At 73.5% G+C, this 18,263-nt stretch carries 15 protein-coding genes, 1 rRNA gene and 1 pseudogene; 4 read left to right on the top strand and 13 right to left on the bottom strand.

What is annotated here, in order from left to right; translation table 11 throughout:
• Positions 1-47: 47 nt before the first annotated feature.
• Positions 48-1,718 carry a CTP synthase gene (gene pyrG, locus IF45_RS0128540; protein WP_003947337.1) on the bottom strand — a complete coding sequence of 557 codons (1,671 nt, stop codon included), beginning with the start codon at positions 1,716-1,718 and terminating at the stop codon, positions 48-50.
• Between the two features lie 573 nt (positions 1,719-2,291).
• On the opposite strand from pyrG, the gene IF45_RS0128535 reads away from it, so the two are divergent.
• Complete coding sequence (locus tag IF45_RS0128535) at positions 2,292-4,121, top strand: glycoside hydrolase family 15 protein (RefSeq protein WP_008415361.1); 1,830 nt, start codon at positions 2,292-2,294, stop codon at positions 4,119-4,121.
• A gap of 422 nt (positions 4,122-4,543) precedes the next feature.
• The gene (locus IF45_RS0128530) at positions 4,544-6,205 is read left to right on the top strand and encodes a PucR family transcriptional regulator (protein WP_030310396.1); all 1,662 of its coding nucleotides are present in this window, start codon (positions 4,544-4,546) and stop codon (positions 6,203-6,205) included.
• A 228-nt stretch (positions 6,206-6,433) separates the two neighbouring features.
• Here the strand turns inward: IF45_RS0128530 and IF45_RS34495 are convergent, their stop codons facing one another.
• The 8 genes and pseudogenes from IF45_RS34495 to IF45_RS0128495 form a co-directional block, all read right to left on the bottom strand.
• Complete coding sequence (locus tag IF45_RS34495) at positions 6,434-6,592, bottom strand: phosphotransferase-like protein (protein ID WP_370443977.1); 159 nt, start codon at positions 6,590-6,592, stop codon at positions 6,434-6,436.
• Positions 6,579-7,715 carry a glycosyltransferase family 4 protein gene (locus IF45_RS0128525; RefSeq protein ID WP_239694183.1) on the bottom strand — a complete coding sequence of 379 codons (1,137 nt, stop codon included), beginning with the start codon at positions 7,713-7,715 and terminating at the stop codon, positions 6,579-6,581. Before IF45_RS0128525 ends, IF45_RS34495 begins: the two co-directional genes overlap by 14 nt.
• Before the next feature lie 216 nt (positions 7,716-7,931).
• The gene (locus IF45_RS0128520) at positions 7,932-8,402 is read right to left on the bottom strand and encodes a PASTA domain-containing protein (RefSeq protein WP_008416481.1); all 471 of its coding nucleotides are present in this window, start codon (positions 8,400-8,402) and stop codon (positions 7,932-7,934) included.
• 233 nt (positions 8,403-8,635) lie between these two features.
• Positions 8,636-9,120, bottom strand: a pseudogene (locus IF45_RS31690) (GNAT family N-acetyltransferase).
• A gap of 117 nt (positions 9,121-9,237) precedes the next feature.
• Positions 9,238-10,995, bottom strand: a complete 1,758-nt coding sequence (recN, locus tag IF45_RS0128510; protein ID WP_010636851.1) for a DNA repair protein RecN — start codon at positions 10,993-10,995, stop codon at positions 9,238-9,240.
• Between the two features lie 97 nt (positions 10,996-11,092).
• Positions 11,093-12,058 carry an NAD kinase gene (locus IF45_RS0128505; protein ID WP_003947346.1) on the bottom strand — a complete coding sequence of 322 codons (966 nt, stop codon included), beginning with the start codon at positions 12,056-12,058 and terminating at the stop codon, positions 11,093-11,095.
• Positions 12,055-12,870 carry a TlyA family RNA methyltransferase gene (locus IF45_RS0128500; protein ID WP_003947347.1) on the bottom strand — a complete coding sequence of 272 codons (816 nt, stop codon included), beginning with the start codon at positions 12,868-12,870 and terminating at the stop codon, positions 12,055-12,057. Before IF45_RS0128500 ends, IF45_RS0128505 begins: the two co-directional genes overlap by 4 nt.
• 30 nt (positions 12,871-12,900) lie before the next feature.
• Positions 12,901-13,266, bottom strand: coding sequence for a hypothetical protein (locus IF45_RS0128495; protein ID WP_008416472.1), 366 nt, complete (start codon positions 13,264-13,266; stop codon positions 12,901-12,903).
• 42 nt (positions 13,267-13,308) lie between these two features.
• Between IF45_RS0128495 and IF45_RS0128490 the strand changes: the two genes are divergently transcribed.
• Positions 13,309-13,683, top strand: a complete 375-nt coding sequence (locus IF45_RS0128490) for a sterol-binding protein (RefSeq protein WP_030310392.1) — start codon at positions 13,309-13,311, stop codon at positions 13,681-13,683.
• A 45-nt stretch (positions 13,684-13,728) separates the two neighbouring features.
• Here IF45_RS0128490 and IF45_RS0128485 read toward each other — a convergent pair whose 3' ends face one another.
• Positions 13,729-14,757 carry an HAD-IIA family hydrolase gene (locus tag IF45_RS0128485; protein ID WP_030310390.1) on the bottom strand — a complete coding sequence of 343 codons (1,029 nt, stop codon included), beginning with the start codon at positions 14,755-14,757 and terminating at the stop codon, positions 13,729-13,731.
• Between the two features lie 72 nt (positions 14,758-14,829).
• Between IF45_RS0128485 and IF45_RS0128480 the strand changes: the two genes are divergently transcribed.
• Positions 14,830-16,101, top strand: coding sequence for a DUF1015 family protein (locus IF45_RS0128480; RefSeq protein ID WP_030310388.1), 1,272 nt, complete (start codon positions 14,830-14,832; stop codon positions 16,099-16,101).
• Positions 16,102-16,228: 127 nt separating this feature from the next.
• Here the strand turns inward: IF45_RS0128480 and IF45_RS0128475 are convergent, their stop codons facing one another.
• The 3 genes from IF45_RS0128475 to rrf all read right to left on the bottom strand — a co-directional run.
• A complete protein-coding gene (locus IF45_RS0128475) occupies positions 16,229-17,044 on the bottom strand; it encodes a tetratricopeptide repeat protein (protein WP_030310386.1) in 816 nt (271 codons plus the stop codon).
• 578 nt (positions 17,045-17,622) lie between these two features.
• Positions 17,623-17,907 (bottom strand): hypothetical protein, encoded by a 285-nt coding sequence (locus tag IF45_RS34140; protein ID WP_169749603.1) that lies wholly within the window; start codon positions 17,905-17,907, stop codon positions 17,623-17,625.
• A gap of 257 nt (positions 17,908-18,164) precedes the next feature.
• Positions 18,165-18,263 (bottom strand): 5S ribosomal RNA (gene rrf, locus IF45_RS31990); the annotation flags it as partial.

Raw genomic sequence — 18,263 nt, 5'->3', positions numbered from 1 at the left:
CGCGTCGGTCCGTGCCCCGGCAACGTTAGCGCTCCCCCGCGGCGCGCCTACGCCTGCTCCGCAGCGCCCACCTTTCGGGCGACGGCGGCCTTGACCAGCCCGGCGAAGAGCGGGTGCGGCCGGGTCGGGCGGGAGCGCAGCTCCGGGTGGGCCTGGGTGGCGACCAGGAAGGGGTGGACCTCGCGCGGGTACTCGACGTACTCGACGAGCTTTCCGTCCGGGGAGAGGCCGGAGAACTGCAGCTGGGCCTTCTTCTCCAGCTCACCGCGGTAGGCGTTGTTCACCTCGTAGCGGTGGCGGTGGCGCTCCTCGACGTACTCCTTGCCGTCGTACGCCTCGCGGACCAGGGAGCCCTCGGCGAGCTTGGCCGGGTACATGCCGAGCCGCATGGTGCCGCCCATGTCGCCCTCGCCGGCGACGATGTCGAGCTGCTCGGCCATGGTGGAGACGACCGGGTGGGCGGTGGCGGGATCGAACTCGGTGGAGTTGGCGTCGGTGATGCCGGCCAGGTTCCGGGCCGCCTCGATGACGATGCACTGCAGGCCCAGGCAGAGGCCGAGCAGCGGGATGCCGTGCTCGCGGGCGTAGGCGATGGCGCCGACCTTGCCGTTGACGCCGCGGTCGCCGAAGCCGCCGGGGATGCAGATGGCGTCGGCGTCACCGAGGTGTTCGCGGGCGCCGGCCTCGGTGCGGCAGTCGTCGGAGGTGACCCACTTGACCTTGACGCGGGCCCGGTTGGCGAAGCCGCCGGCGCGCAGCGCCTCGGTCACCGAGAGGTAGGCGTCGGGCAGGTCGATGTACTTGCCGACCAGGGCGACGGTGACCTCGTGGTCGGGGTTGTGGACGCGGTCCAGCAGGTCGTCCCAGGTGGACCAGTCCACGTCGCGGAAGGGCAGGTCGAGCTTGCGGACGACGTAGGCGTCCAGGCCCTCGGTGTGCAGCACCTTCGGGATGTCGTAGATCGACTTGGCGTCGACGCAGGCCACCACGGCGTTGTCGTCGACGTCGCACATGAGGGAGACCTTGCGCTTGATCGACGCCGGGACCTCGCGGTCGGCGCGGAGCACGATCGCGTCGGGCTGGATGCCGATGTTGCGCAGGGCGGCGACCGAGTGCTGGGTGGGCTTGGTCTTCAGCTCGCCGGAGGGGCCGATGTAGGGCAGCAGCGAGATGTGCACGACGAAGACGTTGTCGCGGCCGACCTCGTGGCGGACCTGGCGGACGGTCTCCAGGAAGGGCAGCGACTCGATGTCGCCGACGGTGCCGCCGACCTCGGTGATGACCACGTCGACGTCGTCGGTGGCCATCCGCCGGATGCGGTGCTTGATCTCGTTGGTGATGTGCGGGATGACCTGCACGGTGTCGCCGAGGTACTCACCGCGCCGCTCCTTGGCGATGACGGTGGAGTAGACCTGGCCGGTGGTGACGTTGGCCGAGCCGTCGAGGTCGACGTCGAGGAACCGCTCGTAGTGGCCGATGTCGAGGTCGGTCTCGGCGCCGTCGTTGGTGACGAAGACCTCGCCGTGCTGGAACGGGTTCATCGTTCCGGGGTCGACGTTCAGGTAGGGGTCGAGCTTCTGCATCGTGACCCGCAGACCCCGCGCCTTGAGCAGCGCACCCAGGCTGGAGGCGGTCAGGCCCTTGCCAAGCGAGGAGGCGACACCCCCGGTGACGAAGATGTGCTTGGTCGTCGAGGATGTCGAGGATCGAGTTGGCATGGCCAAGAGGGGGCTCCCGTGGTCGCGAGTCGAACGTGCTTCAGGCGTCGGGTCCGCGGGGGTTACCCGGGTGCCGTCGCTGCGGTTGCGGGGGCCTCGGATCGTCCGGAGATTGCCCACCGTCTCCACGGGCTACCAGCGTAACAGCGACCGGGGGAGACTTCTTCCGGCCACCCTTGGTCACCTTCCGCGACCGTGGGTGAGGCGTTCCGGAGGGCCCGGCTCCACCTACGGACGGTGACGGGAAGCCGTCCGGGAACGACTTCCGACGGGTCCTGACGATGGGGGCGCGCGCACGGGGGAAGCCGGGTTACCGTCGTCGGAACGGCTCATTCCTCGATCACTCGTACGGAGTTCCCGGGTTGTCCCGTCCGGCGGGCGGATCTTGGGTGTGCGTCGTATCCTGCTCGGACATTCGCCGCCGAGCAGAGTCGGGCGCGTGGCGCCCCACAAGGGTGGTGGCGGGCCGACAGGGTGGGACGGCACACGGTATGACCAGGTCCGTCGCCCGCTGAAGACAGCTCGGCACCAGCCCTTTGACCGCAGATCAAGCGTCCCCGCCGAGGGGGCGCCATGGCCGTTCGACTGGAGATGCACGTGGCCGGGCGCATCGAGGACTACGCACTCATCGGAGACATGCAGACCGCCGCCCTGGTCTGCCGGGACGGCACAGTCGACTGGCTGTGCCTCCCCCGCTTCGACTCCCCGGCGATCTTCGCCGGACTGCTCGGCACCGAGGAGCACGGCTTCTGGAGACTGGGCCCCGCCCACTCCGACGAGGAGGAGCCCCCCACCGCCCTACGGCGCCGCTATCGCGGAGACTCCCTGGTCCTGGAGTCGGAGTGGGAGACGACGCGCGGTTCCGTCCGCGTGACCGATTTCATGCCCCCGCGCGACGGCGCCCCGCAGCTGGTGCGCATCGTGGAGGGCCTCAGCGGCCGCGTCCAGATGCGCTCGGCCCTGCGCATGCGCTTCTCGTACGGGCGCGTCGTGCCGTGGGTGCACCGGGTCGGCGAGCGCCTGGTGGCGGTCGCGGGGCCGGACTCCGTGTGGTTCGACTCCACCGCCGAGACGCACGGCGAGGACCTGACGACCTACTCCGACTTCACCGTCTCCCCCGGTGAGCGGGTCGCCTTCACCATTTCCTGGGAGCCCTCGCACCACAGCCCGCCGGCCGTCCCGGAGCCCGAGGTGGCGCTGGCCAACACCGAGGAGTTCTGGCGTGACTGGGTCGCCCAGTGCACCTACCACGGGCCGTACCGCGAGGCGGTGATCCGCTCCCTGATCACCCTGAAGGCGCTGACGTACGCCCCGACCGGCGGCATCGTCGCCGCGCCGACCACCTCGCTCCCCGAGGAGATCGGCGGCGTCCGCAACTGGGACTACCGCTTCACCTGGCTGCGCGACGCGGCCATCACCCTCTCCTCGCTGCTGCGCACCGGTTACCGCGAGGAGGCCCGCGCCTGGCGCGAGTGGCTGCTGCGCGCGGTCGCCGGCGACCCGGAGAACCTCCAGATCATGTACGGCATCGCGGGCGAGCGGGAGCTCGGCGAGTCGGAACTGGACTGGCTGCCCGGCTACGAGAACTCGCGCCCGGTCCGGGTGGGCAACGGCGCCGCCGACCAGCTCCAGCTGGACGTGTACGGCGAGGTCACCGAGGCCCTGCACCTGGCCCACATGACGGGGCTGGCCCGCAACGACTACGCCTCGCTGCTCCAGCTCAAGCTGATCCGCTACCTGGAGACGCACTGGCAGGAGCCGGACGAGGGCATCTGGGAGGTGCGCGGCCCGCGCCGCCACTTCGTCCACTCCAAGGTGATGGCCTGGGTCGCCGTCGACCGCACCATCCGCCTCATCGAGGCGGGCGACGCCGACGGCCCGCTGGAGCAGTGGCGCGAGCTGCGCGACGACATCCACCGGGACGTCTGCGAGAAGGGGTACGACCCCGAGCGGAACACCTTCACCCAGTCCTACGGCTCCCAGGAGCTGGACGCCTCCCTGTTGCTGATCCCGCAGGTGGGCTTCCTGCCGCCGGACGACAAGCGGGTCATCGGCACCATCGAGGCCATCCAGCGCGAGCTGTCCACCCCGGACGGCTTCGTGCTGCGCTACCCGACCAGCGCGGGCGACGACCCGAGCCTGGACGGGCTGGCCGGCGAGGAGGGCGCCTTCCTGGCCTGCTCCTTCTGGCTCGCCGACGACCTGGCGATGATCGGCCGGGTGGACGAGGCCCGCAAGCTCTTCGAGAAGCTCCTCGCCCTCCGCAACGACCTCGGCCTCCTCGCCGAGGAGTGGGACCCGGTCCACCAGCGCCAGGTGGGCAACTTCCCGCAGGCCTTCTCCCACGTCCCCCTCATCGACACCGCCCTGCGCCTGACGGCCTCGGGCGCCTACGGGGGCTGACCCGGACCCTGCACCGCCCGCCGCCCCGGCCGCACCTCTCGTGGTGCGACCGGGGCGGCGGCATGTCCGAGGACTACCGTGCGGCCGGGTCGACGCGGTGCAGCGGGGCGCGGCCCGGGAGGCAGAGCAGGAGAGTTTTCGGGGTGAGCCGCCCCGGGCCCTTTCAGGCCGCTCCCCGGGTACACCTGCGGGTGAATCCGGCGTGTGTGTGAGCCCGTCGATGTGCCCGCGTACACCCGGCGCCCTCGATCTGACGGGCACACGGGCCGGGCCCGCGTGTGGCGCACGTCACTCTCCCGCGCGACCACGGCTGTCCGGCACCCTGACCGCCCTCCCCGGAGCCGGAGTTACGGGACGCCGGAGTGCCGTCCGGGGAGGGGCGGGGCCCCATTCAGGCCCGGCGGGCAGTAGCGTCCGCATCCATGGAGAACCAGGGCGGAATCACCGTGCGCCGAGCGCTGGAACTGCCGGGGCTGCGCGGCGGCCTCCCCGAGGTGCTGACCGGCGAGGAGCAGCTCGACCGGCCGGTGCGGTGGGTGCACGCCGGCGAGGCTCCGAACCTGCCCGCGCTCCTCAAGGGCGGCGAACTGCTGCTCACCACGGGCCTGGGCATCGGGGCCCGCCCCGCCGACCAGCGGGCCTTCGTCCGCAAACTGGCCGAGCGGGGCATCGCCGCCCTCGTGGTCGAGCTGGGACCCCGGTTCCCGCAGCTGCCCGCCGCCCTGGTCGACACCGCCCGGGCGGCCGGGCTGCCGCTGGTGCAGCTCCACCGGGAGGTGCCCTTCGTGACCGTCACCGAGCAGGTCCACACGGAGCTGGTCAACAGCCACTACGCCCTGCTCCGGCAGGCCGAGGAGGTCGACCGGCGCTGTACCCGCGCCCTGCTGGACGGCGGCGGCGTCCCCCGGGTGCTGCGCACCCTCGCCGAGTTCGCCGCCGAACCGGTCTTCCTGGAGACCGCCGACGGGCGCCTCCTGTACGCGGCGGCCCCGCCCGGCGACAACGGGCCGGACCCGCTCCACGTCTGGGAAGGGCTGCGGTCCGGCCGTACCGCCGACCGGGACCGGACCCCGTCGGGCGCGGTCGTGGTGGACGTACCGGGAGGGTCGACGGCGCCGGGGGCGACCGGCTCGGTCCGTGCCCGGCTCGTCCTCCTGCCGGTGACCGGCCGGCTGCTGCCGGTCCACCGGCTCGCCGCGGAACGGGCCTCCGGCATCCTCGCGGTCGTCCTCATGCAGGCCCGGCAGGAGGAGGAACTGGCCGCTCGGGGACGCGGGGACTTCCTCCACGACCTGGCCGAGGGCCGGATCGCGCCCGAGGACGCGCCCGCGCAGGCCCGGGTCCTGGGGTTCCGGCCGGGCGAGGGGCCGATGCTGCCGGTGGTGATGCGGCTCGCCGACCCCCCGGAGGGGCTCACCCCGGGCGGCGGCTGGGCGGTCCTGGTCCGGGCCGTCGCCGAGGAACTCGCCGCCGTGGGCGTGCCCGCGCTGCTCGGCGTACGTCCCGTCGAAGGGCGGGTGCCGGTCCTGGCCGGGCTGCGCGCCGAGGCCGAACGCACCGCCGTGGCGGGCCGCGTCGCCGCCGCGCTGCGGGCCGGGCTGGAGCGCACCGGCCTCGCCGCCTCCCCGGCCGAGGGCGCTGCGGGGCGCCGGGGCCCCGTCGTGGTGGTGGGCGGGGCGGGGGGCTGGGCCGCCGTGGCGGCCGGGCTGCGGCACGCGGCGCAGACGGCGACGGCGGCGCAGGGACTGCCGGACCAGCCCTGGTACGACGCCCGGCGCCTCGACATCGACCTCCTGCTGTGGCGGCTGCGCGACCACCCCGACCTGGGGGCCTTCGTGGACCGCGCCCTCGGCCCGCTCCTCGACCACGACCGCCGGGCCAAGCCGCCGCTGCTGCCGACCCTCACCGCCTACCTGGCCCACGCGGGCCGCAAGGCGGAGACCGCCCGCGAACTCCACCTCAACCGCCAGACCCTCTACAACCGCCTGGCCCGCATCGCCGAACTCCTCGGCACCGACCTCGACGACCCCCACACCGTCCTCGCCCTCAGCCTCGCCCTGCGCGCCCGACGGCACGTGGGGTGAGGGGGCGGGACGAGGTTCACGCCCCCATGTCCCGCCCGCCTTCACCCGCGCGAAAGCGGCCGGGTCCGCGCAAGGCAGACGGAGCAACGCCGCGACCTCCCGGGCACTCCCCTGCGGGCGCCGGTCACCGCTGTCGACCACAACATCCTCGTCACCGTGAGCGTGAACGCACGAGAGCTTCCGACCGCCAGCCCGGCTGTCCGATCGCCCCGCACCCGCTCCCTGTGCTCAGAACGGGGTCCACGACGAGGTCGTTCCGGTCGCCGCCATCCCCGCGACGGCACGGTGAAGCTCCCCGGCGATGCTCGACTTCCCCGCGCTCGACGTGCCGTTCAGGAAGACGATGCGTCCACGTGCCTCCCCCGGGCCGGGCTCAGAGGCCGGCACGCGGGGACGTCAGTTCGTCGTAGACGCTCAGCACCTGGGCGACCGTGGCGTCCTCGGTCGGCCAGCTCGCCGCCTGCCGCCGGCCCCGCCGGGCCAGCTCGCGCCGCCCGGGGGCGTCGTCGAGCAGCCGGAGCACGGTCGCGGCGAGGGCGCCGGGGTCGCCGTACGGCACCAGCGCCGCGCCGTCGCCGACCAGTTCGGGGATGCCGCCGACCCGGCTGGCGACCAGCGGCACCCCCGCCACCAGGGCCTGCTGCGCCAGGACCGACCGCGCCTCCCAGCGGCTCGGCAGCACCGCGAGGTCGGCGGCGGCGATCAGCTCGGCGGTATCCTCCCGCCGGCCGAGGAGGCGTACGGGCAGTTCCTCCGCCCAGACCCGCGCCTGGAGCCCGCTCCGCTCGGGCCCCTCCCCCGCGATCACCAGGAGCGGCGGCGTCTCGGCCCGGGCCCACTGCCGCGCGGCGTCGAGCAGGGTGCCGTACCCCCGGTGCCGCTCCAGGGAACCGACCGCCACGAGCAGGGGCCGGTCCACCGCGCCCAGTTCGGCCCGCGTCTTGTTCCGCCGCGCCTCCGCGTCGGCCGGGGCCAGGCGCGGACCGGCCGGTGGTGCGGGGAACGCGGTGGGCGCGTAACGGGCGTCCCGCGCCCCTCTCCGGCGCGCCCTCAGCACCAGGTCCGAGGAGGGCGCCAGCACCACCGAGGCCGCCCTGGCCACGCGTTTCTCCAGCAGCCGCAGCAGCGGGGCCCGGGCTCCCTCGGCGTACGCCCGCGTGTGCCAGGTGACGACGAGCGGGGTCCGCAGCCCACCGAGGGCGAGAGCGGCGCGCATACCGGCGTGCAGCCCGTGCGCGTGCACCAGGTCCGCGTCGGCGCACGCCCCGCGCAACGAGGCCAGCGCCGCGGGGTCGCTGCTGCGGGCGACGGGGATGTGGTGGGCGCCGGCGGCCCCGAAGTCCTGGAGCCGGTCGACGGCGGACGGCGCGCACACCGCCACCCGCACCCCGCGCGCCGCCAGCCCCGCCGCGAGCGACCGCACATGCGCGCTGCTGCCCGCACTGCCCCCGCCGAGCACCTGGACGGTGCGCAGCGGCTGCTGTCCGAGGGCTGACGACTGGCTGCTCACGTGGCCGGTACTCCCGCTTCGGCGGATGGGGGACGCGTGCGGTCCTGGCGTCCCACACCCCGTCAAGAATGCCAGCCCGTACGGGTGTTCCGGCACCGGTGACCGGACGGGGCCCGTCCGGACAGTGCGGTGACGCGAGCATGCCGCACCGAGATCACCCGCACGGGGGAACGCGCAGCGCATCCACCGAGGTCCCGGCCGGGGCCCCGTCGGGGCTCAGCAGCTCTCGCCGGTCTTGACCGCGTAGAACGTCACCTTCGTGTCCACCGGATACGTGCCGGGCCCGGGTTCCTGCGAGCACACCGTCCAGTTCCGGTCCATCACCTGGAACCTTCCGAGCCCCGACGCGTCCTGGTCGTCCAGCACGTAGAACCCCGCCGCCTGCGCCGAGTCCTGGGCGAACTGCAGGTTCTCCCCCACCATGCCCGGCAGCTCCCCGTCCTCCGGCTGCTGCTCCCCGGCCTCGTCGACGGCCTTCCGCGGCTCCTTCGACGCCTTTTCCTCCTGGGCCTCGCCGGACACGTCCACGGCAGGCGCCTTCTCCTCGGGCGACGGCGACGCCACCGTCTCCGGGCCCGCAACCGGCGCCTTCTCCTCCTCGCCGACAACCGCCCCGAGCACACCGAGGCCCACGAACGCCGCCAGCGCGATCCCCGCGCCCTTGCCGAGCGTGATCTTCTTCTTCACGATCCCCCCTGGGACACCTGCTGCGGCACGTCGCGCACCGCATGGCACCCGCCTCCGGGTACGACCCCGGGGCCCTCGTGGAACAGGGCGGAGGCAGGCCGGCGGAACCACAGCGCCTCGACCGGAACAGAGCGGGATCACTCACCCTTGCGAGGTCATTGCGGACGACATCCCGCGCGTCCGGCAAGAATGCCCGAACAACCGCGCATCCGCAGGAAAACCCCGAACCCCCTTCACCCCCACCGCTTCACCATCACCCGCTCCCTGCTCACCCCGTCCCCCAGCACCTCCCCCAGCTCCCCGAGGCGACGAACCCGTGCCGCCGGTACAAGGCGACCGCCGCCTCGTTCCCCGGCACCACCGCCAGCCTCAGCGCCCGCGCTCCCGCCCGGCGGGCCCACGCCTCGACCGCCCCCGTCAGCAGGTCCCCCACGCCCTGCCCCCGCACGCGAGGGCTGACCCACACCGACCTCAGCTCGTAGGTGGCGTCCGCGCCGGGCATCCCGGCGGCCATGCCGACGGTGCCGCCGTCCCGCACGGCGACGAGGTTGTGGGCGCCGGGCATCGTCAGGCGGGCCCGCCACCGGTCCTCCCCGCCGTGGGGCCAGTCCGCCAGACGCGCCTCGAAGGCGTGCGGGGCCTCGCTCAGCGCGGCCGGCCGGGCCTGCCGCCACACGGGCCAGTCGTCGTCCGAGGCAAGGACCCGCAGCTCCACCATGGCCCGAGTCTGTCCCGGCGCCCCACCGGCGGTCCAGCACGGCGAAGGGCCCGGACCTCCCCGTGGGAAGTCCGGGCCCTCACGAACCGGGTACGACGCGAACGACGCGCCCCGGGCCTACAGCCGGCCCTCGCCGTGCGCCGCCGCGAGCAGTTCCTCCGCGTGGGCCCGCGCCGACTCCGAGTCCTCCTGGCCGGCCAGCATCCGGGAGAGTTCACGGACCCGCTCCTCGCCCTCCAGCACCTTGACGCCGCTGCGGGTGACCGAGCCGTCGTTGGTCTTCTCCACCAGCAACTGCCGGTCGGCGAAGGCCGCGACCTGCGGCAGGTGGGTGACGACCACGACCTGCGCCGACCGGGCGAGCCGGGCGAGCCTGCGCCCCACCTCGACCGCCGCCTTGCCGCCGACCCCGGCGTCGACCTCGTCGAAGAGGTAGGTGGGCACCGGGTCCGACCCGGCGAAGACCACCTCGACCGCGAGCATCACCCGCGACAGCTCACCGCCGGAGGCACCCTTGGCGATCGGCCTCGGCGGGGCACCCGGGTGCGGGGCGAGCAGCAGCTCGACCTCGTCCACGCCGGTCGGCCCGTAGGCCAGGAAACGGCCGTCCACCTCGATGCCGTCGCCGTCCGGGGCCACCTCGGTGTCCCGGATGTCGAAGCTGACCCGGGCGTGCGGCATGGCGAGCGAGGCCAGTTCGGTGGTGACGTCCTCGGCGAACCGCTGGGCGGAGTCGCGGCGGGCCTGGGTCAGCCGCTGGGCAAGCGCGCCCAGTTCGGCCCGGACCGCGTCGCGCTCGGCGGTCAGTTCGGTGATCCGGTCGTCGTCGTTGTCCAGCTCGGCGAGGCGGGCGGCGCTCTGCTCGGCCCAGGCGAGGACGGCGTCGATGTCCTCGCCGTACTTCCTGGTCAGCTGGGTGAGGGCGGCCCGGCGCTCCTCGACGGCGGCGAGGCGGAGCGGGTCGGCGTCCAGGTCGTCGGCGTACCCGGCCAGTTCCCCGGCGACGTCGCCGAGGAGGATCGCCACCTCCCCGAGCCGGTCGGCCAGGGCCGCGAGCCGCGGATCGTGGGACCGTACCGCCTCCAGAGCCCGCTGCGCCCCCGAGACGAGGGTGCTCGCGTCGGCGCTCTCCAGGTCCTCCGGGTTGCCGGCCAGGGCGGTGTGCCCGGTGGCCGCGGCGGCGGCCAGGGCTTCGGCGTGGCCCAGCCGTTCGGCCTCGGCGGCCAGTTCGGCGTCCTCGCCGGGGAGCGGCTCCACCGCGGAGATCTCCTCCAGGCCGAACCGCAGCAGGTCCGCCTCCTGAGCCCGTTCCCGGGCCCGCGTGGTGATCTCGTCCAGCTCGGCCACGACCTTCCGCAGCCGCCGGTACGCCTCGCCGTACGCGGCCAGTGGCACGGAGACCGCCTCGCCCGCGTACCGGTCCAGCGCCTGGCGCTGACGGCCCGGCTTCAGCAGGCCCTGCTGGTCGGTCTGGCCGTGCACCGCCACCAGCTCGTCGGCGAGTTCGGCGAGCAGCCCGACCGGCACCGACCGGCCGCCGAGGTGGGCGCGCGAGCGCCCCTCGGCGGAGACGGTTCTGCTGATCAGCAACGTGCCGTCGTCCAGCTCGGCACCGGCCTCCTCGGCCCGCGTGAGCACCGGCGCGTCCGGGGGCAGCGCGAGTCGCCCCTCGACCACCGCGGACTTGGCGCCGATGCGGACGAGCGCCGCGTCGGCGCGTCCTCCCAGCAGCAGCCCCAGACTCGTGACGACCATGGTCTTGCCCGCGCCGGTCTCGCCGGTCACGGCGGTGAACCCGGGCGACAACTCGACGACGGCGTCGTCGATGACCCCGAGCGACCGTATCCGCATCTCCTCCAACACGCTCACGACCATACGAGGTTTCCGCGGCCCCGTGCGACGCCGCCCCCGCCCGCGAGCCTCCGGGAACGCCCCCGAAGGCTCCGCGAGCGCCCCCTGGAGGGGGACGGACTCAGCGCGGCGCGCCCCGCCAGCCGGACACCGGAAGGGCGAACTTCGCCACCAGCCGGTCGGTGAACGAGGCGTGGTGCAGCCTGGCCAGCCGCACCGGGACCGCCCCGCGCCGGACCTCGACCCGGGCGCCGGGCGGCAGCTCCACCGTGCGGCGGCCGTCGCACCACAGCACGCCGTGCGGAGTGTTGTGCTGCACCTCGACGGCAAGCACCGATTCGGGTGACGTCACGAGCGGCTTGGCGAACAGGGCGTGGGCGCTGATCGGCACCATCAGCAGCGCCTCGACCTCCGGCCACACCACCGGTCCGCCGGCCGAGAAGGCGTACGCCGTCGAACCGGTGGGGGTGGCGCAGACGATGCCGTCGCAGCCGAAGCCGGTGACGGGACGGCCGTCGATCTCCAGGACCACTTCGAGGATGCGCTCGGGCGACACCTTCTGGACGGCGGCCTCGTTCAGCGCCCAGTCGGTGTGGACGACGGTGCCGTTGTTGTGCACGGCCACGTCGATCGTCATCCGCTCCTCCACCTCGTAGGAACGGCTCACCACCCGGTCGACCACGCGGTCGAGGTCGTCCCGCTCGGCCTCGGCGAGGAAGCCGACCCGGCCGAGGTTGACGCCGAGCATGGGCACTCCGGAGGCGCGGGCGAACTCCGCGCCGCGCAGCAGGGTCCCGTCCCCGCCGAGCACGATCAGCAGCTCGCAGCCGTCCAGCGCCGCGGGCGTCGCCTCGTCGATGAGCCTCACCTCGGGCGGCAGCGGCAGATCGGCCGCCTCCGCGCGCAGCACGCGCACGCCCAGGCCGGACCGGAGCAGGCCCTGGACCACCAGCTCGGCGCTGCGGATCGCCGCCGGGCGGCCGGTGTGCGCGAGGAGGAAGACCGTGCGTTCCTCCCCGGCCCCCGGTCCGCCCGGCCCGGCCGGCTCTTCGGCGCCCCCTCTTCCCGCCGTGTCCTCCTCGGTCACCTCGGCCCCTCCCTCACTGCGCGGTCGACATCTGCCGGATCGAGCGCGGGCGCCCCGGCCCGCAGCCACAGAAAGTACTCGACGTTCCCGGACGGACCGGGCAACGGGCTGGCGGTCACGCCGAGCACCCCGAGCCCGAGCCCGGCGGCGTGCCCGGCGACGGTACGCACCGCCTCCGCCCGCAACTGGGTGCTGCGCACGACGCCACCACTGCCCAGCCGCTCCCTACCCACCTCGAACTGCGGCTTCACCATCAGGACGAGATCGGCGTCGGGACGGGTGCAGGCGACGAGGGCCGGCAGGACGAGCCCGAGCGGGATGAACGACAGGTCCCCGACGACCAGGTCGACCGGCTCCCCGTCGATCGCGTCCAGGGTCAGCTCACGCACGTTGGTCCGGTCCTTGACCACCACCCGGTCGTCGCTCTGCAGCGACCAGGCGAGCTGCCCGTACCCCACGTCCACGGCCACCACCTGCGCGGCACCCGCCCGCAGCAGCACATCGGTGAACCCGCCGGTGGACGCCCCCGCGTCCAGCGCCCGGCGCCCCCGCACGGCGAGGCCGCGGGGCACGAACGCTTCCAGGGCCCCGGCCAGCTTGTGCCCGCCCCGCGACACGTAGTCGGGGTCCTGCTCGTCGGTGGCGACCACGACCGCCGCCGAGGTCGCGACCTGGGTGGCGGGCTTCGTCGCGGTGGCTCCCCCGACGGTCACCCGCCCGGCAGCGATCAGCTGGCTGGCGTGCTCACGGGAACGCGCGAGTTTACGGCGCACCAGCTCGGCGTCGAGGCGGCGACGGGCCACTCCTGCCACGGTCGGTTCAGCTCCTGAGGTCGTACGGAATCAGTGGGCGCGGCCCGCGAAGCCGTCAGGCCGGGCGGGCGGGGGCGCCGAGGGCCCCGGGGGTGCGTCGAGCGCGTCCAGCGCCGCCCGCAGCCCCTGGTGTACATCCTCGTACACGGTGAGGTGACCGTCGGTCGCGAGGTGGTCCACGTCGCCGAGCCGCCCCAGCGCCGCGTCCACCCGCGGCTCCCCGGTCTCCTCCCGCACCAGCCCCAGCGGCGCGGGATTGGCCGGCGCCGGCGCCTCGTCCCCGGGCTCGCCGGGGGCCTCGCCGGGCGAGCCTGAGGCCTCGCCAGGCGGGTCGGCTTCCTGTCCGGCGGGGCCGCCGGCCTGCGGCGGTCCGTACTCGTCCGTGCCGTCGTCCATGCCCCGACGCTACCGCGTCACCCTGCGGTAACGTCAGCGGCGATGGCAACGACGCAAGAGTGCCGTGCGGCACTGGACAGGCTCTCCGAGCAGCTGGCGGCCGCCCCGGCCGAGGTCCGCTCCGCCGCGGCCCTGGACCGCTCGGTGAGCTGCCACCTCAAGGACCTCGACGTCACGTTCGCGGGCCGGCTCCGCTCCGGCGGCATCGAGGTGACCGACACCCTGGCCGGACCGCACCCGGGCCCCAGCCGCTCCGACACCCATCGGCAGAAGGCGGCCATCCGGCTGACCATGACCAGCGACGACCTGGTCGCCCTGGTCGCCGGCGAACTGAACTTCGCCCACGCCTGGGCCACCCGCCGCCTCACTCTCGACGCGAGCTTCCGCGACCTCCTGACCCTCCGCAAACTCCTCTGACCAGCGGGACGACGCGGCACCGACCACTCTCCGGCGCGCCGGACCTCACCACGCCAGCCGCGCCAGCGCCTTCCCCGTGTCCAGCTCGAAGCGCCCGGCCCCCGCCGCACTCCAGGCGGCCCCGCAGAGCGCCCTCAGCCCGTCCAGGGGTTCCCCGTCCCCTTCGACGAGGAGTTCGCTCCCGGCGACCCGCGCGTACACACCGCCACACCGGAACCCCGGCCCGTCCGCCTCCACGGCCGGCTGCCCCGTGAGCAGTCCTCGCAGATCCGCGTCGACGTAGGTCGGCCGGTGCTCCGGCGGGGCCGCGAGCAGCTCGGCCGGGCCGGTGACCCCGGTCAGCACCAGCAGCGAGTCCACGCCTCCGTTGAAGGCGCCCTCGATGTCCGTGTCCAGCCGGTCCCCCACGACCAGCGGCCGGTCCGCTCCCGTCCGCAGCACCGTCTCGCGGTGCATGGGCGGCAACGGCTTGCCCGCCACCTGCGGCGTGGCACCGGTCGCGATCCTCACGACCTCGACGGCGGCCCCGTTGCCCGGGGCGATGCCCCGCCCACTGGGGATGGTCAGATCGGTGTTCGAGGCGAACCACGGCACACCCCGCGCGACGGCGTACGCGGCCTCCGCCAACCGTCCCCAGGGCATGTCCGGCCCCCCGTACCCCTGCGCGACCGCCGCCGGCTCGTCGTCCGCCGACTCGACCGGTACCAGCCCGCGCTCGCGCAGGGCGACCCGGAGCCCCTCCCCGCCGACAACCAGGACCCGGGCGCCCTGCGGGACCTGCTCGGCGATGAGGCGCGCCACCGCCTGCGCGGAGTTGATGACCTCCCCGGCCTCGGTCGGGATGCCCAGGTCGCTGAGGTGCTGGGCGACCGTCTCCGGGGTGCGGAGGGCGTTGTTGGTCACGTAGGCGAGCTTCATCCCGGCCTCCCTGGCCGCCGCCAGGGAGTCGACCGCGTGGGCGATGGCGTCGCCACCCGCGTACACCACCCCGTCGAGGTCCAGGAGGGCCGTGTCGTACTGCTCACTCAGGGGCCGTGCGGCACCCAGTGGTGCTGTACGGGGGGTGTCGCTCATCGCGCGTGTGCTCCTTCGTCCTCGGTTCCCCCCGATCATCGCGCATCCTGACGAGGCGCATAACATGCATCAATGACCACTGCCGGGCCCACCCTCCACGGACTGCACCTGGAACCTTTCCAGGGCACCCGCTACTGCCTGGACCGGGTGGACAGCCTTGCCGCGGTGACCTCTCCGCCGTACGACGTCGTGGTCCGCCCGGACGGTCTCCTCCACCTGGAGTCGGCCGACCCCCACAACATCGTCCGGCTGATCCTTCCGCAGGGTGACACCCGCGAGGGCGCCGACCGTCGCGCCGCCGACACACTCGCGCAATGGCTGGCCTCGGGCATCCTCGCCCAGGACGACAAGCCCGCCCTGTACGTCTACGAGCAGCGCAAGGGCGAACTCCTCCAGCGCGGAGTCATCGGCAGCCTCCTCCTGTCGCCTCCGGCGGAGGGAGTCGTCCTCCCTCACGAGGACGTCATGCCGCACATCGTCGAGGAACGCGCGGCACTCCTCCGGGCGACCGCCGCCAACCTGGAGCCCCTGCTGCTCAGTTACCGGAGCGAGTCCGGCTCCAGCGGTACCGGAGACGTCATCGACCGGACCGTCCAGCTTCCCCCCCTCCTCACGACGACCACGGAGGACGGCTTCTGCCACCGCCTGTGGTCGGTCACAGACCCCATGGAGATCGCCGCCGTCCAGGTGGACCTGGCTGGGCACCAGGCACTGATCGCCGACGGCCACCACCGCTGGGCGACCTCACTGCGTATCCGTGCGGAGCACCCGTCCCCCAGCCCGTGGGACTACGGACTGGTCCTGCTGGTCGACACCGCACGCCACCCTCTTCAGGTGCGCGCCATCCACCGCCTTCTGCATCACCTCTCCCCTGTGTCCGCGCTCTCGGCGCTGGCCGGATCCTTCCGCGTCCGTCGCGTCGAGGGCCCCTTGGCGGCGGCCATGGAGGCCCTGTCGACGGCATCGGCCGAGGGCACCGCGTTCGTCCTCGCCGGGGACGGCTTCCATCTGATCGACCGGCCGGACCAGGTCCTCCTCGACCGGACCGTGCCCGGCGACCGACCGGAGCTCTGGCGCACCCTCGACGCGACCGTGCTGCACTCCACGCTCATCGACCACCTGTGGCAGATCCCGGACTCGTCCCAGCACATCGCCTACATCCACGACACCGCCGCCGCCGTCGAGCAGGCGGAACGCAACGGGGGGACAGCGGTGCTGATGCATCCGGTGCAGGAGGAAGTGGTCCGCGACCTGGCCAGGCAGGGCGTGATGATGCCTCGCAAGTCCACTTCCTTCGGCCCGAAACCCGCCACAGGTCTCGTCTTCCGTACCCTCCTCCCTTAACTGTCGATCCGACCTCTTACCGACGGTGCGCATCCGTCCTGTCACAGACTGTGTATATGCCGAACGGGCGGGACTCCTTCCGGAGTTCCCGCCCGTCCGATTTTTCCTCGATCTGTCCCGTGCAGGATCAGCCCTGTTCAGAGCCGTTCTCGCGCGGTTCGCCGGCCTCGGCCGGGCTGGAGAACTCGCCCGTCTCGACGTCCGCGCTCTTGGCTTCGGCTTCGGACGCCTGGTCACTGTCGGTGCCGGAGGCAGCGGTACCGGGACCGGCGTCGGCGGTGGCCCCGGTCTCCTCGATCTCCTCGGAGTCGTCGAGCGCGTCCACGAACTCCACGCCGTCCAGTTCCGCGAGCCGGTCGGAGGCGTCCGTGGCGCCGTCCTTGTCGGACTCGGCGGCCTTGGCGAACCACTCGCGCGCCTCGTCCTCACGGCCGGCGGCGAGCAGGGCGTCCGCGTACGCGTAACGGAGTCGGGCCGTCCACGGCTGCACCGAGTTGGAGGCCAGCTCGGGGCTCTGGAGCGTCACGATCGCGGCGTCCAGCTGGTCCATGTCCCGCCGGGCGCCGGCGGCGACCAGGCGCATCTCGACCTGACCCGCCTTGTCGAGACGGCGCACCTCGGGCTCCCCGGCCATCGCCAGCGCCCGCTCGGGACGGCCCATGCCACGCTCGCAGTCGGCCATGACCGGCCACAGGTCGGCGCTGCCCGTCATACGGCGGGCAGCGCGGAACTCGGCGAGCGCCTCGGAGTACTTCTGGTTGGCGTACGCGGCGAACCCTGCGGCTTCCCGCACCGCGGCGACGCGCGAGGCGAGCCGCAGAGCGATCCGGGAGTAGGCGTAAGCCTCCTCGGGGTCCTCGTCGATGAGGCGCGCGACCATCACGAGGTTGCGGGCGACATCGTCGGCGAGGGTCTTCGGCAGGCTCAGCAGTTCCTGCCGCACGTCCTTGTCGATCTCTTCGCCCGTGACGTCCTCGGGAATCGGCAGCCGCTTGATCGGCTCGCGCTCACGGTCGTCGTCACGTCCCCGGTAGCCGCCACGGTTGTCCCGGTCGTCGCGCCGGAAGCCGGGGCGCCCGCCGTCACGGTCACCGCGTCCCTGGTACCCGCCACCACGCCGGTCGCCGCCACGGTCGTCACGGCGGTCGTCGCGACGGAAGCCACCGCGGTCGCCGTCGCGGCGGTCGTCACGACGGAAACCGCCACGGTCGTCACCACGTCGGTCGCCGCCACGGTCGTCGCGGCGGAAGCCGGGGCGGTCGCCAGTCGTCACGGCGGAAACCGCCGCGCTCGCCACGGTCACGGTCGTCACGACGCGGGCCGTCGTTACGGTCGTCCCGCCGGAACGGAGGACGCCCACCACGATCGTCCCGGTCATCGCGCCGGAACCCACCACGGTCCTGGCCACGGTCGTCCCGACGGAAGCCGCCACGGTCGTCACGCCGGTCGTCCCGACGGAACCCACCACGGTCATCACGGCGGTCGTTGTCACGCCGGAAACCGCCCCGGTCGCCGCCACGGTCATCGCGTCGTCACGGCGGAAACCGCCGCGCTCGCCACGGTCACGGTCGTCACGACGCGGGCCGTCGTTACGGTCGTCCCGCCGGAACGGAGGACGCCCACCACGGTCATCCCGGCGGAACCCACCACGGTCTCCACCGCGGTCATCGCGACGGTCGTTGTCACGGCGGAAGCCACCGCGGTCGTCACCACGTCGGTCGTCACGGCGGAACCCGCCGCGGTCGCCGTCCCGGCGATCGTCGCGCCGGTCGTTGTCGCGTCGGAAGCCGCCCCGGTCTCCGCCACGGTCGTCGCGCCTGCCCGAGCCGGCGCGGTCGTTGTCGCGACGCGGCCCGCCGCGGTACCCGCCCCGGTCGCCGCCTCCTTGCCGACGCTGGTCGCGCTCCGGCCGGTCGTCGGAAGAGTTGGTGGACATCCGTGACTCCTGTCTTCGGTACCGCAAGTCATTCTCGCGCAACCAGTGTTCCGGCGCGCTCCGGGAAAACAAAAAAGGACCTGTGGTCCCCAGCATGAACGCTGGGGACCACAGGTCCTCAAAGATTGTTCGGCGGCGTCCTACTCTCCCACAGGGTCCCCCCTGCAGTACCATCGGCGCTGTAAGGCTTAGCTTCCGGGTTCGGAATGTAACCGGGCGTTTCCCT

Source organism: Streptomyces albidoflavus, assembly GCF_000719955.1.
Taxonomy (GTDB): Bacteria; Actinomycetota; Actinomycetes; order Streptomycetales; family Streptomycetaceae; genus Streptomyces; species Streptomyces albidoflavus.
This window is presented reverse-complemented; position numbering and strand designations above follow the sequence as displayed.

Excerpts from the sequence above, each read along its gene's own strand:
- pyrG (WP_003947337.1), bottom strand. The coding sequence starts at position 1,718 with ATGCCAACTCGATCCTCGACATCCTCGACGACCAAGCACATCTTCGTC.
- IF45_RS0128535 (WP_008415361.1), top strand. The coding sequence starts at position 2,292 with ATGGCCGTTCGACTGGAGATGCACGTGGCCGGGCGCATCGAGGACTAC.
- IF45_RS0128530 (WP_030310396.1), top strand. The coding sequence starts at position 4,544 with ATGGAGAACCAGGGCGGAATCACCGTGCGCCGAGCGCTGGAACTGCCG.
- recN (WP_010636851.1), bottom strand. The coding sequence starts at position 10,995 with ATGGTCGTGAGCGTGTTGGAGGAGATGCGGATACGGTCGCTCGGGGTC.
- IF45_RS0128495 (WP_008416472.1), bottom strand. The coding sequence starts at position 13,266 with ATGGACGACGGCACGGACGAGTACGGACCGCCGCAGGCCGGCGGCCCC.
- IF45_RS0128490 (WP_030310392.1), top strand. The coding sequence starts at position 13,309 with ATGGCAACGACGCAAGAGTGCCGTGCGGCACTGGACAGGCTCTCCGAG.
- IF45_RS0128485 (WP_030310390.1), bottom strand. The coding sequence starts at position 14,757 with ATGAGCGACACCCCCCGTACAGCACCACTGGGTGCCGCACGGCCCCTG.
- IF45_RS0128480 (WP_030310388.1), top strand. The coding sequence starts at position 14,830 with ATGACCACTGCCGGGCCCACCCTCCACGGACTGCACCTGGAACCTTTC.